Source organism: Pseudomonas nitroreducens TX1, assembly GCF_000313755.1.
Classification (GTDB): Bacteria; Pseudomonadota; Gammaproteobacteria; order Pseudomonadales; family Pseudomonadaceae; genus Pseudomonas; species Pseudomonas nitroreducens_A.
The window spans coordinates 1-14,771 of record NZ_AMZB01000137.1 but is presented as its reverse complement, the minus strand read 5'-3'; the positions used below and the strand labels follow the sequence as shown (position 1 = coordinate 14,771).

General features: G+C 66.1%; 13 protein-coding genes and 1 tRNA gene. 5 read left to right on the top strand and 9 right to left on the bottom strand.

The features are described from left to right. Positions 1-38: 38 nt before the first annotated feature. The gene (locus tag C167_RS0129495) at positions 39-2,246 is read right to left on the bottom strand and encodes a patatin-like phospholipase family protein (protein ID WP_026079359.1); all 2,208 of its coding nucleotides are present in this window, start codon (positions 2,244-2,246) and stop codon (positions 39-41) included. 70 nt (positions 2,247-2,316) lie between these two features. Here C167_RS0129495 and C167_RS0129490 point away from each other — a divergent pair, with 70 nt between their 5' ends. Both C167_RS0129490 and rfaD read left to right on the top strand, forming a co-directional pair. Further along, the gene (locus C167_RS0129490) at positions 2,317-2,601 is read left to right on the top strand and encodes a SelT/SelW/SelH family protein (RefSeq protein WP_017521917.1); all 285 of its coding nucleotides are present in this window, start codon (positions 2,317-2,319) and stop codon (positions 2,599-2,601) included. A gap of 124 nt (positions 2,602-2,725) precedes the next feature. Beyond that, positions 2,726-3,718, top strand: a complete 993-nt coding sequence (gene rfaD, locus C167_RS0129485; protein WP_017521916.1) for an ADP-glyceromanno-heptose 6-epimerase — start codon at positions 2,726-2,728, stop codon at positions 3,716-3,718. Between the two features lie 243 nt (positions 3,719-3,961). Here rfaD and C167_RS0129480 read toward each other — a convergent pair whose 3' ends face one another. The 3 genes from C167_RS0129480 to C167_RS0129470 all read right to left on the bottom strand — a co-directional run bounded on the left by C167_RS0129480 (position 3,962) and on the right by C167_RS0129470 (position 6,096). Next, complete coding sequence (locus C167_RS0129480) at positions 3,962-4,828, bottom strand: DMT family transporter (protein WP_017521915.1); 867 nt, start codon at positions 4,826-4,828, stop codon at positions 3,962-3,964. Between the two features lie 87 nt (positions 4,829-4,915). Beyond that, positions 4,916-5,257 (bottom strand): tRNA-binding protein, encoded by a 342-nt coding sequence (locus C167_RS0129475; RefSeq protein WP_017521914.1) that lies wholly within the window; start codon positions 5,255-5,257, stop codon positions 4,916-4,918. A gap of 74 nt (positions 5,258-5,331) precedes the next feature. After that, positions 5,332-6,096, bottom strand: a complete 765-nt coding sequence (locus tag C167_RS0129470; protein WP_017521913.1) for an AraC family transcriptional regulator — start codon at positions 6,094-6,096, stop codon at positions 5,332-5,334. Between the two features lie 137 nt (positions 6,097-6,233). On the opposite strand from C167_RS0129470, the gene C167_RS0129465 reads away from it, so the two are divergent. Together C167_RS0129465 and C167_RS0129460 are read left to right on the top strand one after the other, a co-directional pair. Further along, a complete protein-coding gene (locus C167_RS0129465) occupies positions 6,234-7,043 on the top strand; it encodes a UDP-2,3-diacylglucosamine diphosphatase (RefSeq protein WP_017521912.1) in 810 nt (269 codons plus the stop codon). Then, positions 7,040-8,071 carry a glycosyltransferase family 4 protein gene (locus C167_RS0129460; protein WP_017521911.1) on the top strand — a complete coding sequence of 344 codons (1,032 nt, stop codon included), beginning with the start codon at positions 7,040-7,042 and terminating at the stop codon, positions 8,069-8,071. The genes C167_RS0129465 and C167_RS0129460 overlap by 4 nt, the downstream gene beginning before the upstream one ends. On the opposite strand, the gene C167_RS0129455 is transcribed toward C167_RS0129460, so the two are convergent. Next, on the bottom strand, positions 8,072-8,320 hold the full coding sequence (locus C167_RS0129455; protein ID WP_017521910.1) for a hypothetical protein: 249 nt from the start codon (positions 8,318-8,320) through the stop codon (positions 8,072-8,074). It lies immediately after the preceding gene. Positions 8,321-8,528: 208 nt separating this feature from the next. On the opposite strand from C167_RS0129455, the gene C167_RS0129450 reads away from it, so the two are divergent. Then, positions 8,529-9,662: a GNAT family N-acetyltransferase gene (locus C167_RS0129450; protein WP_026079358.1), complete on the top strand. Its 1,134-nt coding sequence runs from the start codon at positions 8,529-8,531 to the stop codon at positions 9,660-9,662. 119 nt (positions 9,663-9,781) lie between these two features. Here C167_RS0129450 and C167_RS0129445 read toward each other — a convergent pair whose 3' ends face one another. The 4 genes from C167_RS0129445 to C167_RS0129430 form a co-directional block, all read right to left on the bottom strand. Beyond that, a complete protein-coding gene (locus tag C167_RS0129445) occupies positions 9,782-10,345 on the bottom strand; it encodes a cytochrome b (protein WP_017521908.1) in 564 nt (187 codons plus the stop codon). 140 nt (positions 10,346-10,485) lie between these two features. Next, positions 10,486-11,760, bottom strand: coding sequence for a virulence factor family protein (locus C167_RS0129440; protein WP_017521907.1), 1,275 nt, complete (start codon positions 11,758-11,760; stop codon positions 10,486-10,488). 1 nt (position 11,761) lies between these two features. After that, positions 11,762-14,395 carry a bifunctional lysylphosphatidylglycerol flippase/synthetase MprF gene (gene mprF / locus C167_RS0129435; protein ID WP_017521906.1) on the bottom strand — a complete coding sequence of 878 codons (2,634 nt, stop codon included), beginning with the start codon at positions 14,393-14,395 and terminating at the stop codon, positions 11,762-11,764. A 163-nt stretch (positions 14,396-14,558) separates the two neighbouring features. Beyond that, a tRNA-Met gene (locus tag C167_RS0129430) sits at positions 14,559-14,635 on the bottom strand. Positions 14,636-14,771 lie beyond the last annotated feature (136 nt).

Sequence of the window (14,771 nt, the reverse complement as noted above, 5' to 3'; positions counted from 1 at the left end):
TCGCTCCTACAGGTTGCCGGTTCCTTCTGCGCTAAGGCTCAGAAATTGCGCCCCAGGTTGATGTACACCGCGTGCTCGCTGGCATCGTTCAGGCCGTAGCTGAAGGACAGCGGGCCCAGCGGCGTCTCGAAGCCCATGAGGAGGCTGCCGGCGTTGACGTAGCCGGTGTCGTAGCTGTTGTCGTTGTTCCAGACCCGCCCGCGCTCCAGGCTGCCGCCCAGGTAGAAGGGGAAGTCCAGCGGCAGGAAGGAGCGCTCGGTCATGCGTCGGTAGTAGATGACCCGCCCGAGGCTGTAGTTCTGCCCGGACAGCGCGTCCTGGCGATAGCCCGAGAGCTGCCGCGCGCCGCCGAGCAGGAAGCTCGACACCACCACGTCGGCGTCGTCGAGGGTGCGTCCGTAGCCTCCGCCCAGCACCCAGGTATTCGGACCAGTGCTCAAGGCCTTGTCCAACTGGATATCCCACTGCCGGTAGCGGTCGTCATCGCCCAGGGACGGCGTGTGCTCGCGGAACGAGGTCTGGATGTTCTCGCCTTCGCGGGGGAAGTCCACGTTGTCCATGGTGTCGAAGGAGTACTGCAACTGGGCATAGCCTTCGTTGAAGTGGTAGTCGGGCAGGTCCTGCTCGCCCACCCGTACGTCGGCCTTGCCGAAGGCCTGGGCGACGCCGAGGCGGAATTCGCCGTTGTTGGCGATCTGCCGGCCAAGGTTGATGCCGTAGCCGTAGCGCTCCAGGCGGTATTCGGCGATGGGATCGTCGTCCTGCGTGGCCTCGACGTTCTGCGCCTGGTTGAACAGGTAAGGGGCGACGAAGTAGCGCGAGCCCACGTCCAGCGGCTGGTAGAACTCGCTGTAGAGTTCCTGGCGGTCACCGAATTGCAGGCGCGTAAGCCACTCCGCGCCAAGGCGGTTGATGCCGTTCATGCGGTAGCTGCCGCCGACGTTGAAGGTGCTGTCGCCGCGCAGGTCGTCGGAGAGATTCAGGCCCAGGCGCAGGTAGTCGGTGCCGCTGCGCTTGCCGTAGGCATGGATCACCAGCGCGTTGCCGGCCTTGCCGGCCTTGTCTTTCTGGTTGTGTACCACGCGGTACTGCACCTGGTCGAAATAGTCCAGGCCGTAGAGTGTGCTCATGTCGCGTTGCAGGCGCTCCAGGTCCAACGGTTCGCCCAGCGGTTGGCGGATGTAGTGGAGGATGACGTCGTCGCTGACCTTGGAGTTGTTTTCCACCTCGATCCGATCGATCACTGGACGGCGCTCACCCGGCGTGCGCGCTTCGCTCAGGGCCAGCGCCTCGGTATCGGCGGGCTTGCGCAGCGTCGCCAGGCGCGGGGCGAGTATGCTGGTGGCGCGGTAGCCGGCGTCGATCAACTGCGGTACGCGTCCAAAGTCGGTGGAGCTGAAGCCGCTGAGCGGTGGCTGTACCAGCACATCGCTTGACTTCAGGGTGGCCAGCTGTGCCTCCGAGTTCTTGCGGGTCATCAGGGTGACGGACTGGTTGAGCATGTCCACCACGGTCAGCAGTTGCTTGCGATCCGCCAGCGGGTTGCCGATGTCGACCACGATGACCACGTCGACGCCCATCTGCCGAGCTACGTCCACCGGGATGTTGTCGACCATGCCGCCGTCCACCAGCAGCTTGCCGTTGACATCCACCGGCGCGAATACCGCCGGGATCGACATGCTGGCGCGGATCGCCTGGGGCAGGTGGCCCTTGCTGAACACCACCTTCTCGCCGGTGGCGATGTCGGTGGCGACTGCGCGGAAGGGGATCGCCAACTGATCGAAGTCGCGCGTGTCGCTGGTGTGGACCAGCAGGCTTTCCAGCAACATCGACAGGTTCTGCCCCTGGATCGCGCCCAGCGGCAGGCCGAGGGTGCCGTCATCGCGGAAACTGAGCTTCTGCTTCACCAGGAAATCGCGGTCGTCCTGCTTGCGGCGGAAGGGCACGTCGACCCGCGGCGGCGAGTCGGACAGCGCCTGCTTCCAGTCCAGTTCCAGGGCCAGTTGCTCCAGCTCTTTAGGCGTGTAGCCCGCCGCGTACAGGCCACCGATCACCGCGCCCATGCTGGTGCCGGCGATGGCGTCGACGTGGATGCCCTGTTCGTCCAGTGCCTTCAGCACGCCGATGTGCGCCAGGCCGCGCGCCGCGCCGCCGGAAAGGACCAGGCCGATCTTGGGCTGCGGCATGTTCGCCGCCAGAGTGCCGAGGGGTAGGAGAAGTAGCAGGGCGAACAGCAATCGGCGCATGAAGAGAAGTGTCCGGAAGGGCGTTTCAGACCGGTATTATAGGGTCGCGTCCTACAGCAGAGTCTGATTCATGTCCGAAGCCAAAGCCGAAGTCGTCATCACCTATTGCACCCAATGCCAATGGTTGCTGCGCGCCGCCTGGCTGGCCCAGGAACTGTTGAGCACCTTCGGCGACGATCTGGGCAAGGTCAGCCTGGTGCCGGGCACTGGTGGTGTCTTCCTGATCACCTGTGACGGCGAGCATATCTGGGAGCGCAAGGCCGACGGCGGCTTCCCCGAGGCCAAGGTGCTCAAGCAGCGGGTGCGCGACCGCATCGATCCGCAGCGCGACCTGGGCCACAGCGACCGGCCCTGAGCCGTCGCTCTACCGGCGGCTAATTAGTTTCGTTAGCTGGCTAACTTCCTTGCTTCATATCAAAAGGAGACCTGTGTCCCGCTTTTAGTCTGGTGGCATCCATTCTCCGCAAAGGATGCCCGCCATGAGCATCATCGTCACAGGCGCTGCCGGGTTCATCGGCAGCAACCTCGTCAAGGCGCTGAATCAGCGCGGCGAGACCAACATCATCGCGGTCGATGACCTGACCGACGGCGACAAGTTCGCCAACCTCGCCGACTGCGACATCAGTGATTACCTCGACAAGCGCAATTTCATCGAGCGCTACGCCCGCGGCGATTTTGGCGTGGTACGCGCGCTGCTGCACCAGGGCGCCTGCTCCAGCACCCTGGAGCGCGACGGGCGCTACATGATGGACAACAACTACCGTTACAGTGGCGAATTGCTGGACGCCAGCCTGTCACTGGGCGTGCCGTTCCTTTATGCCTCGTCGGCGGCGGTGTATGGCGGCGGGCACGAGTTCCGCGAGATGCGCGCTTGCGAGAAGCCGCTGAACGTCTACGGCTATTCGAAGTTCCTCTTCGACCAGCGCGTGCGCAAGGCGCTGTCCACTGCTCGCACCCAGGTGGCCGGCTTCCGCTACTTCAACGTCTATGGCCCGCGCGAGCAGCACAAGGGGCGCATGGCTTCGGTGGCCTTCCATTGCTTCAACCAGTTCCGCGAGACGGGCAAGGTGCGGCTGTTCGGTGAGTACGGCGGCTACCCTGCCGGCGGCCATCTGCGTGATTTCGTTTCGGTGGAGGACGTGGCCAAGGTCAATCTGCACTTCCTCGACAACCCCGAGCGCAGTGGCATCTTCAACCTCGGTAGCGGCCGCGCCCAGCCGTTCAATGACGTGGCCCTGGCCGTGATCAACACCCTGCGCGAACAGCAGGACCTGCAGCCGCTGACCCTGGACGCGGCGATCCGCGCCGGTTTGCTGGAGTACAGCGAGTTCCCGGACGGGCTGCGCGGTAAATACCAGTGCTACACCTGCGCCGATATCGGCTTCCTCCGCGAGGCGGGTTACCGCGCGCCGATGATGGGCGTGGAAGAGGGCGTGCAGCGCTATTGTCACTGGTTGCTGCAACAGGGTTGATACCGTTTGTATCGGGCCTTTTACCCAGTCTTTACCCGGTGCTGACACTCGGCTACCGCTGGGCGCGAGACAATATCCCCATACACCACACCGAACAGGCCGCCACGCAGGTTGTCGTGCGATGAACCCTTGGCATTCCCTCCCCGGGGCAAGGTTCGAGTTTCGCGCGCTGCGGGGCGGCCTTCCCTTTCTGCCCGTCACGCCGCACGACCCCGCAGGAGGACCGACACGTCGGGGCAAGGATCAGTGCGAGCCGCGCGCGCTGAGGAAGGTGGCGAAGATGATCAGCGCACCGCCGGCCAGCATGCGCAGGCTGGGGGCCTCGCCGAACAGCACGGCGGCGAAGGCGATGCCGTAGACCGGCTCCAGGGCGAAGATCACCGCCGCCGTGCGCGCCTTGATCAAGCGCAGGCTGGCGACGAACAGGCTGTGGGCGACTCCGGTGCAGAGCACGCCCAGCGCCACCAGCCAGAGCCAATCCATGCCGCGTATCGATGGCAGTTCCAGCAGCACCAGCGGCAGCAGGCAGGCAATGATCGTCAGGTTCTGGCACAGCGCCGCCTGGATCGGGTCGATGCCGCGCACGCTCACCCGATTGGCCAGCGACAGCAGGGCGAACAGCAGGCCGGAGAGGGTGCCCCAGAGCAGCCCGGCAGTGGCGCCGTCGCGCAGGTCCAGGGTCGGGGTGACCATCACCAGGCCGATACACACCAACACCACCACCAGGTACTCGCCCTTGCGGATGCGCTCACGGAACAGCAGCCCCTCCAGCAATACGGTGAAAGCCGGGAAGCTGGCGAAACCGAGCGTCGCCACGGCCACGTTGCCCACCTTTACCGCAAGGAAGAAGGTCAACCAGTGCGTACACAGCAGTACGCCGCCGCCCAGCAGCATGGCCGCCTGTTTCAACCCGGGACGCTGCTGCTGACGCAAATGCCCGGCGAACACCGCGGCCAGTGACAGCGAGCCGAACAAGGCTCGCCCAAAGACGATGACCAGCGGGCCGGCGAGGATGAGTTTGCCGAAGATGCCTGACAGCCCGAACATCAGGGCGCCGATGTGCAGGCCGACCAGGGCGCCGCGGGGAGTGAGCTGGGTAATGCGATTCATGCCGGAGTCCTCGCCGACTGCTGTGGCGGGGCCTTGTCTGGAAGTGGAAAGGCGCGCCGGGTCGGCCGGCACGCGGTGAAGCGAACGTCAGGCCAGGCGCGCGCCATTGGGCAGCGGTTTGTCGAAACCGGCCAGCACCACTTTCTCGTCGCTGTCGTAGGCGCCGGTGACCAGCACTTCCGAGCGCACCCCGGCGATGGATTTGGGCTCGAAGTTGCAAACGCACAGCACCTGGCGACCGATCAGCTCGTTGGCTTCGTAATGCGCGGTGATCTGCGCGCTGGAGGTCCTGATCCCCAGGGGGCCGAGGTCGACCCGGAGGACGTAGGCGGGCTTGCGCGCCTTCACGTTGGGTTCTGCCTGGACGATGGTGCCCACGCGCAGTTCGACGCGCTCGAAATCCTGCCACTCGATGGTGTCTGCTGACATCGCTGCTCCCGCTGGGTTATCCGGTTCGATGGCCGGCAGTCTAGGCCCTGGGCGCGCGGCTGTCTGTCGCGCGGCTAGCGGGAATTGTCGCGCGCCTGCTGGCGCAGTTGGCGCGGTGTGGTGCCGAACTGGCGCACCAGCGCGGCGGTGAAGGCGCTTTGTGAGGCGTAGCCGACCTGCGCGGCGATCTCGCCGACCGACTGGTGCGAGCCACGCAGCAGGTCGCGGCCCAGTTGCAGGCGGCGCCGGCGCACATAGTCCATGGGCGTCTGCCCGGTCTCCGCAAGGAAGCGGGCATGGAAGCGCGCGGCGGACAGCCCGGCGAGCCGCGCCAGATCAGCCACTTGCAGCGGATGCGCGGCGTGGCGGTCGATGAAGCTGTCGAGGCTGGCCAGCGGCAGTTGTGCCGGTTCCTCGATGCGCTGCTGGCCGGCGGCGAGGCTGGCGAGCAGCAGGATGGCGCCCTGACGTGCCAGCACCGGGTCATGCAGCGAGCTGCCGGCGAGCCAGTGCACCAGCTGTGCCTGGTCATTGCTGAGCAGGCGCTGACCGGGGGTTTCCAGCAGGCGGCGGCCAGCATCGCCGTGCAGGCCGAGACTGCCGAGCAGGTCTTCCTCGTCTTCCAGGTCCACCACCAGGCAGCGACTGCCGTCTGGGCTGGCGCAGGTGTGGTGCTCGTCACGCGGCACCACGGCGAAGGTCTGCCGGGTCACCAGGCTGCCGCGTCCGCCCACTTCGAAATCCAGGCTGCCGGACAGCCCCAGCACCAGCTGCGCATGGCTGTGGCTGTGGGCGAGGTGATCGTGGCTGTAGTGGCGCAGGGAGAGGATCTGGCTCATGCAAGGCGGCTTTCGTGCTGGCGGGCAGGCTGACAGTCTAGCGCGCTGCGGGCTGTCACGGGACTGTCGCCAGCCGGTCACCTTCGCTTCACCCCGTGGGTCGACACTCGGAGAAACCCCACTGGAGGTCGCCGACGATGAGCAGCGCGCAACGCATGACGCCGACGAAGAAGCAACGGGTACGCACCCTGTGGGTATCCGATGTCCACCTCGGTACCCGCGACTGCCAGGCCGAGCACCTGGCCGGCTTTCTCAAACGCTACCACGCCGACCGCATCTACCTGGTGGGCGACATCATCGACGGCTGGAAGCTGCGCGGTGGCATCTACTGGCCGCAGGCGCACACCAACGTGATCCGCCGCCTGTTGACCATGAGCAAGCGCGGCACCGAGGTGATCTACGTCACCGGCAACCACGACGAGTTCCTGCGCCGCTATTCCTCGCTGCTGCTGGGCAACATCCGCCTGGTGGACGAGATCGTCCACACCACCGCCGACGGTCGCCAGTTGCTGGTAATCCACGGCGACCAGTTCGACGTCATCACCCGCTACCACAGATGGCTGGCCTTCCTCGGTGACTCTGCCTACGAATTCACCCTGACCCTGAACCGCTGGCTCAACCACTGGCGCAGCCGCTATGGCTACGGCTACTGGTCGCTGTCGGCCTACCTGAAGCACAAGGTGAAGACGGCGGTGAATTTCATCAGCGACTTCGAGCAGGCCATTGCACATGAGGTGCACAAACGCGGCCTCGATGGCGTGGTCTGCGGGCATATCCACCATGCGGAGATCCGCCGGATCGGCGAAGTGGAATATCTCAATTGCGGTGACTGGGTGGAATCCTGCTCGGCGCTGATCGAACACTGGGACGGCAGCATCCAGCTCTATCGACTGGCCGAAGAGCAGGCGCGTGCTGAGCAGCCCGCGGTGGTCGAGTCGGCGGCATGAGGCTGCTGATCGTTACCGATGCCTGGCTACCGCAGGTCAATGGCGTGGTCACCAGCCTTAAGGCGCTGATAGGCGAGCTGGAAGAGCTGGGTCACGTGGTCGGCCTGGTCACTGCGCAGGACTTTCGCCACCGCCCGTGCCCGACTTACCCGGAGATTCCGCTGGCGTGGGACCTGTGGACAGTAGGAGAGAAGATTGCCGGCTTCGCTCCCGACTGCGTCCACCTCGCCACCGAAGGCCCGCTGGGCTGGGCCGCGCGGCGCTGGCTGATGCGTCGCGGCCTGAAATTCAGCAGCGCCATTCACACACGCTTTCCCGAATACGTGAACACCCGCTGGCCCTGGCTGCCGCTGGGCTGGAGCTATGCCTTCCTGCGCCGCTTCCACGCACCCAGTGCGGCTGTGCTGGTGAGCAGCGAGCGAATGCGCGGCACTTTCACCGAGCACGCCTTCGACAACCTCGCGCTATGGCGCAAAGGTGTGGATATCCAGCGCTTCCAGCCGGGTGTGGGCGCACCACTGGAGGAGCCGGTATTCCTCTACGTCGGCCGGCTGGCACGGGAAAAGAACCTCGAAGCCTTCCTCGCACTCGACCTGCCCGGACGCAAGCGCGTGGTGGGGGATGGCCCGCAGCGGGCCGAGCTGGAAGCGGCTTATCCACAGGCTGAATTCCTCGGCTATCGCCATGGTGACGAACTCGCCGAGGCCTATCGCAGTGCCAGTGTGCTGGTCTTCCCGTCGCTGACCGATACCCTCGGACTGGTGATGTACGAGGCGCTGGCGTGTGGCACGCCGGTGGCGGCGTTCCCGGTGGCGGGGCCGCTGGACGTACTGCAGCAGGGCGTCACCGGGGCGATGGATGCCGACCTGCGCAGCGCCTGCCTGCGGGCACTGGGGCTGGGTCGCCAGGCCTGCGCGCAGTGGGCGCGCGGGCAGACCTGGCGGGCATCGGCGCAGGAGTTCCTGGCGCTGCAGGTGCGCCTGTCGGAGGTGCCGGTCAGTGACGAGCCGGGCTACGTGAACGGCTGATCAGAACAACTGGCGATCGTGATCCAGGTTCTGGTCCACCAGCCACTTGCCGTGGGCGATGGAGGCGTGCTGGGCTTTCTCCAGGTCCGACATGAAGGCGTACTCCACCGGCAGCGTCTTGCGCCGGGTGGTCTGCCCGTCAGGGGCGGTGATATGGCAGCCGCCGGCCCAGGGGGTGGGCAGGCCGGGATGCTCGATGACGTCGGCGGTAATGGTGTATTTGCGATATTCGCATTGCATCAGGCTCATGGGACGTCCTCCTGGCGAGTGCCAAAGGCCCGCGACGCACGCGGGCGGAACGAGGCCGGCGACGCGCGCCGGCAAGCCTTGCTAACCCCCACCATAGTCCACCCGGCAGGCCTTTCCGGCGGATACCGACGAACGTGAATGTCACCTTCGCCGGAGATTTCCTGCCCGAATCTTCCCAATGTTGGCGCACCGCGCCAGACTGTCGGCCATGCCTATCCAGACCCTTTCCCGCCTCGCCGACGTCGACACCCAGCAGTGGGATGCCTTGCTGCCGGACGACCAGCCGTTCCTGCGCCATGCCTTCCTCTCCGCCCTGGAGGACAGCGGCAGTGTCGGCGGCCGCACCGGCTGGAAGCCGTCCCATCGCGTGCTGCTGGGCGACGACGGTCGGCTGCTGGCCGCTGCGCCGGCCTATCTGAAAAGCCACTCCTACGGCGAGTACGTGTTCGACTGGAGCTGGGCGGACGCCTGCCTGCGTGCCGGAATCCCGTACTACCCCAAGCTGCTGGTGGGCATTCCCTTCACTCCGGTCGGTGGTGCTCGCCTGCTGGGTACACCGGAAGCGGCGCTGAGCCTGGTCGGCGCTTTGGCGGGAGAGGTAGACGAGGGGCATTGTTCGGGTGTGCACGTGAACTTCACCGATGCTTCCGCCGATGCGCTGCTGCGTGACGCCGATGGTTGGCTGGAGCGCCTGGGCTGCCAGTACCACTGGAGCAACCGCGGCTACCGCGACTTCCAGGACTTCCTTGACGCGCTCAGCTCGCGCAAGCGCAAGCAACTGCGCAAGGAGCGCGAGCAGGTCGCCGGGCTTGGGCTGGACTTTATCTGGATGGAAGGGCGCGAACTTTCCGAGGCGCACTGGGACTTCGTCTACGCCTGCTACAGCAGTACCTACGAGGTGCGCGGGCAGGCGCCCTACCTGAGACGCGAATTCTTCAGCCTGATCGGTGAGCGCATGCCCGAGGCGATACGCGTGGTATTCGCCCACCAGAATGGCCGGCCCGTCGCCATGGCCTTCAGCCTGCTAGCCGGTGATACGTTGTACGGCCGCTATTGGGGCTGTCTCGCGGAGTTCGACCGCCTGCACTTCGAGACCTGTTTCTACCAGGGCCTGGACTTCGCCATCGGCCAAGGCCTCAAGCGCTTCGATGCAGGTGCCCAGGGCGAGCACAAGCTGATCCGTGGCTTCGAACCCGTGATCACGCGCTCCTGGCATCGCCTGGGGCATCCGGGGCTGCGCGAGGCAGTGGAAGAATTCCTGGCGGGGGAGAGGGCGGGCATCCTGGCCTACGCCGAAGAGGCCCGCACCGCACTGCCATACCGGCAGGGGGATTCGGTGTAGGAGCGGACATTGTCCGCGACCGTTTTCGGCCGCTCAGGCCAATCCGGAAGCGCGGCCAGCCGATCGCGGACGGAGCCCGCTCCTACGGGGAGCTGGCAGTATGGGCCTTGCGCGCGCCGTTACTCCGGCTTCGCCTCGCCCTTGCCCGGCAGCATGCGCACCAGGGTGTTGTCGCGGCTGATGTAGTGGTGGAACAGCGCGGCCAGCGCGTGCAGGCCGATCAGCCAGTAGCCGAGGACCGCGATGGTCTCGTGCCAGTACTTCACCTGCTTGGCCAGGTCCGGGTTCTTGTCCACCAGGTGCGGCAGCTCCATGCCCCAGAACGGCACTGGCTTGTCGGCGGCGCTGAGGATGATCCAGCCGGCCAACGGCAAGCCGATCATCAGGGCGTAGAGGGCCAGGTGCATCAGTTTGGCGGGGATCATCTGCCAAGCCGGCGGCGCGGGAACGATCGGCGGGGTGGGGTAGATGAGGCGGCCGATGATGCGCAGCCAGACCAGCACGAAGACGCTCAGGCCAAGCATGAAGTGCCATTGGGAGAACAGCGCGCGGGTATCGCTGCCCTTGGGGAAGTTGGTGCGGTACTCCATGCAGAAGTAGGTGGCGGCGATCAGCACTAGCATGATCCAGTGCATGGCGATGGACAGGCTGCCATAGCGGGACGGGGTCTTGGACAGGCTCATGACGGTTCCTTGTGTGGCTCGGTATCGTGACGCCCCGCTCTGCGGCGGGGCTGCCAGTATCAGCATAGAGCCTTAACCCTGCCTGAAACACCGTGAAGACAAAGTGAAAGGGCCGCAATGTGCGGCCCTTTTGACATCGGTCAGCCTTCGTCGTCGGCTGACTGGCGGGAGCGGATGGCGTTCACCAGGCGCTTGGCCAGGGCCGGGTAGTCCTCGTCGAAGTGGTGGCCGCCGGGCAACTGCAGGTTCTCGCCCACTGACTGCGGCTGGGTGCAGCCGCTTTCGTCCCTCTCCTCGACGCCATACACGCAAAGCACTTTCGGCGCGGGCAGGCGGGCCATTTCCGGGCCGGTGGACGCTTCCTGGCCGGCCTTGCCGAGCCAGCCCTGTACTTCAATCTCGAAGCTGCCGCTGCGGGCGAAGGCCAGCAGGATCACCGCGCTGACATCCTTCTTGGCGTCCGCCGGCAGGCGGTTGTAGATCGCCGGCAGCACGTCGGCGCCGAAGGAATAGCCGGCCAATACAAAGTGCTTGGCACCCCACTTCTCGCGGTAGTGCTGCATCAGCAGGGCGAGGTCGGCGGCGCTCTGTTCCGGGGTCTTGTGCTCCCAGAAGTAGCGCAGGGCATCGACGCCCACCACCGGGTAACCCAGCTCGGCCATCTGGGCGGCGACGTCGCGGTCCAGATCGCGCCAGCCGCCATCGCCCGAGTAGAACAGGGTGACGGTTTCAGAAGGCTTGGCGGCCGGGACCTCCACCACCGGTACGTTGTCGCCGCCGCCTTGCAGCAACTGGCGCAACTGGTCGGCGAGGACCTTGGGCAGCGGCGTGTCGTAGTCGGTGATCACCGTCTCGGCGTTCTGCAGGCCGCGGGCGAAGCGCGCGCTGGCATCGTCCGGGTTGTCGTTCCAGGCAGCCAGCCAGTGGCCGTGGGCGGCAGTGGTCGGCAGCGGGGTGGCGGCGCAGTCGGGTTTCTCCAGCGAGAAGCCGACCGACAGGGCCTTGGCCTTGTCGTCGGCCTGCCCTGCAAGCCAGCGGAAGGCCCACGCGCTGCCCGGGCCGATGCCCGCCACGAGGGTTGGCTGGCCGTCGAGGAGCTCGCCGGCGGCCTTGATACGGGCCTGCTGGGTGGCGCAGTCATTGTCCGGGAATACGAACTGCACCACGCGGGCGCCGCTGTCGTGGGCCAGGGCCAGCAACTGGCCGTCGTCGAGTTTCTGGTCGGCCTGTACGGCCAGCAGCACGCGGGCGTTCGGCGCCTTGCCGGGGATGGCCAGGGCAACAGCGCTGCCGTCAGCGAGTTGGCGGTGTTCGAGGGCAGCCTGGGAAGCCGGGCGGCTCCACAGCAGCAGACCCACGGCAAGGATGATCAGCAGGAGGAGGGCGAGCAGGTGTCGCCAGCGTCGTTTCAACATATCAGCGTTTTACCAATCCACTCAGGCCGCCTGCGATGAGGGCGGCCGTATCGGCCAGGGCCACCAGCGGATCCAGTCCGGCGGGCACGGCCAGGTAACGGGGTTCCCAGTCGGGCTGGAACTTGTCCTTGAAGCGCCGCAGCCCCTGGAAATTGTAGAACTGCTCACCCCGGCGAAAAACCAGCGCGCCGAGACGTTGGGTCAGCGGGGCGCCGCGGCGCGGCTGCAAGCCGGCCAGGGGCACCATGCCGAGGCTGAAGCGGGTGTGCCCGCTCTCCTTGTAATGCAGGATCAGGCCGAGCATGAGGAATTCCATGGTCAGCTTGGGGGCGTCGGGGGCCACGCGCATCAGGTCGATGCTCGCCAGTTCCTTGCCGGAAGTTTCCAGCAGGTTGGCGAAGGCCACGGCGCGGCCTTGGAATCGGACCACGACGACGCGGAAGTAATGCAGGTATTCGGGGGTGAAGCGGCCGAGGGAGAAACCCTTCTCGCGGACGTTCTTGCCGCCCAGCCAGGCATCGGAGATGGCACGCAGCTCGTCCATTGGCGCCTGCCCGGCGTCATGGAATTCCAGGCTCAGGCCGTCGCGCTGGCCGCGATTCCAGGTGTAGCGCAGGTCCTTCATCTCCTTGCCCTTGCTCTCCAGATCGAAGCGGCGCAGATCGACCCGCGCCTCCTCGCCGAGCTTGAGCGCGGTCAGGCCGATGTCCATGTACAGCGGCAGGTTCTCTGCGCGCACCTGGTAGAACACCGGTCGCGCGTGGTGCAGGTCGCACAGGTCGCGGAACTGCCAGATCAGTTCGGCGCGGGCCTGGGCCGGGCCGACCGGATCGAACAGCGCTACCAGGCTGCGGCCGCGGCGGGCGTACATCAGGAAGGCGTCGTTGCCCTCGTGGAACAGCAGCGCCTTGTCACCGGACAGGGCCAGGCCACCATCGGGCTGTGCGGAGTTGGCCAGGATGCCGGCGGCAGTATCCAGTTCCTCGCGGGTCGGGGCGTGGATCGCTGGCGGCGCGGTGCGCAGCAGCCAGTACAGCGCCAGTGCCGCCAGCAGCAGGCAACTGCCCAGCGCGGCGCGCAGGCCGCGAGGGGCGTCGGCATCGAGGGCGAACTGCCACCAGAGTTCGTGGCTGTAGGGCACGTCCTGGTAAGCGAACAGCAGCAGCCAGATCGATGCGGCAATAACACAGGCCGCCGCGCCCAGATACAGCGGCGAGAAAGGCAGGTCCATCAAGCGGCTGCGGCGGTAGAAGGCGCTGCGGAAGATCACCAGCAGGGCGGCGGTGCAGCTGAGGATCAGCGCCTCTTCCCAATCGAAGCCCTTGAGCAGTGACAGCACCGCGCCGGCGCTGAGCAGCCCGATGGTCAGTGCCCAGGCGGCGGACAGGCGGCGGCGCAGGCCGTGGGCAAGCAGCAGGCAGAGCACGCCGATCAGGCTGGCGGCCAGGTGCGAGGCATCGATCAGCCGGTGCGGCACGAGGAAGCCGACTTCGTCCAGGCGGGTGTCGATGGACGGCGTGGCGCCGGAGAACAGCAGCACGATGCCGGAAATGAACACCAGCAGGGAGAGAATCTGCGCGGCGAAGCCGGAGGTGATGCGGACCGCCTGCTTGGCCACCAGCACCCGGCGGGCTTCGAGGAACAGCAGCAACAGGCAGGCGACGATCAGCGGCAGCACCACGTAGATCAGGCGGTACAGCAGCAGCGCGGCGGCCAGCGGCGCGGCGCCCAGCTGGTTGGCAAAGGCCGCCAGCAATACCGCTTCGAACACGCCGACGCCGCCCGGCACGTGGCTGAGCACGCCCGCGGCCAGGGCGATCAGGTACACCAGCAGGAAAGCCCCAAAGGGCGGGGCCTCGGGCAGCAGCAGATAGAGCACGGTGGCGGCGGCCGCCACGTCCAGCGCGGTGATCACCAATTGCAGCAGCGACAGGCGCAAGCCCGGCAGGCGCAGGGTGCGGCGGCCGAAGCGGACCAGGTGGCTGTCGGGCGAGGGCTGCTCGGGCAAGCGGCGGCGTTCTATACCGACGACCAGCAGCAGGCATAAGCCGATGATCCCCAGCGCCAGTACCGCCACCAGCCACTCCGGCAGATGCAGGGCCAGCGAGGCGTCGGAGAGGTCGCTCAGCGCGGCGAGCGCGGCCAGCACCGGCAATGCGCAGCCCAGCGACAGGCTGGCGAACAAGGTCATCAACGCGACGTCGCCAGCGCCCAGGCCCTGGCGGGCATAGAGGCGATAGCGCACCGAGCCGCCGGAAAGCATCGACAGGCCCACGGCATTACCGATGGCGAACGCGGCGAAGCCGCCGGTCAACAGCGCCGGTCCGGGTAGTTTCACGCCCGCGAAGCGGCTCGCCGACCATTCATAACCCAGCAGGAAGACGAATCCGACCACGGTGGCGGCGAAAGCGCCGAGCAGCGAGGTGGTGGGCACGTCGAGCAGGGCGTCGTGCAGGGAGTAGGCGTCGATGTCGCGCAGCAGGTGATAGCAGGCGATCAATGCGAGGCTGAACAGCACCAGGGTGACGCCCAGGCCGAGTGCCTGGCGGTTGGTGTTCACCCAGTTGAGCCAGGTCGCTCGGGTGGGAGCGCCTTCGGTGGCAGGTGTCTCAGGTGTGGCGGGGTTGGCGCTCATCGGGCACCTCAATCGATTTAGCGCGACAGAGTAGGGGCACTGACGCGATTTCCCAAGTCCCCGGAAGAGTATTTTCCTGATCCGTGAGACGCCACCCGTGGGCAATCATTTTCTGGGCACAACGAAAAAAGCCACTCCTAAGAGTGGCTTTTTTCTTGATGTCTGGTTGCGGGAGCAGGATTTGAACCTACGACCTTCGGGTTATGAGCCCGACGAGCTACCAGACTGCTCCATCCCGCGGCGGCCATTCTACGGATATGAAGCCTTGTGTCAAACGATATTTCGTTTTCGATCAAAGATTTAAGCGCGCGTAAACGAAAAAGGGTCACTCCGAAGAGTGACCCTTTTTCTGTGTCTGGTTGCGGGAGCAGGATTT

Coding starts and splice junctions, on each gene's coding strand:
- C167_RS0129495 (WP_026079359.1), bottom strand. CDS start 2,246: ATGCGCCGATTGCTGTTCGCCCTGCTACTTCTCCTACCCCTCGGCACT.
- C167_RS0129490 (WP_017521917.1), top strand. CDS start 2,317: ATGTCCGAAGCCAAAGCCGAAGTCGTCATCACCTATTGCACCCAATGC.
- rfaD (WP_017521916.1), top strand. CDS start 2,726: ATGAGCATCATCGTCACAGGCGCTGCCGGGTTCATCGGCAGCAACCTC.
- C167_RS0129480 (WP_017521915.1), bottom strand. CDS start 4,828: ATGAATCGCATTACCCAGCTCACTCCCCGCGGCGCCCTGGTCGGCCTG.
- C167_RS0129475 (WP_017521914.1), bottom strand. CDS start 5,257: ATGTCAGCAGACACCATCGAGTGGCAGGATTTCGAGCGCGTCGAACTG.
- C167_RS0129470 (WP_017521913.1), bottom strand. CDS start 6,096: ATGAGCCAGATCCTCTCCCTGCGCCACTACAGCCACGATCACCTCGCC.
- C167_RS0129465 (WP_017521912.1), top strand. CDS start 6,234: ATGAGCAGCGCGCAACGCATGACGCCGACGAAGAAGCAACGGGTACGC.
- C167_RS0129460 (WP_017521911.1), top strand. CDS start 7,040: ATGAGGCTGCTGATCGTTACCGATGCCTGGCTACCGCAGGTCAATGGC.
- C167_RS0129455 (WP_017521910.1), bottom strand. CDS start 8,320: ATGAGCCTGATGCAATGCGAATATCGCAAATACACCATTACCGCCGAC.
- C167_RS0129450 (WP_026079358.1), top strand. CDS start 8,529: ATGCCTATCCAGACCCTTTCCCGCCTCGCCGACGTCGACACCCAGCAG.
- C167_RS0129445 (WP_017521908.1), bottom strand. CDS start 10,345: ATGAGCCTGTCCAAGACCCCGTCCCGCTATGGCAGCCTGTCCATCGCC.
- C167_RS0129440 (WP_017521907.1), bottom strand. CDS start 11,760: ATGTTGAAACGACGCTGGCGACACCTGCTCGCCCTCCTCCTGCTGATC.
- mprF (WP_017521906.1), bottom strand. CDS start 14,395: ATGAGCGCCAACCCCGCCACACCTGAGACACCTGCCACCGAAGGCGCT.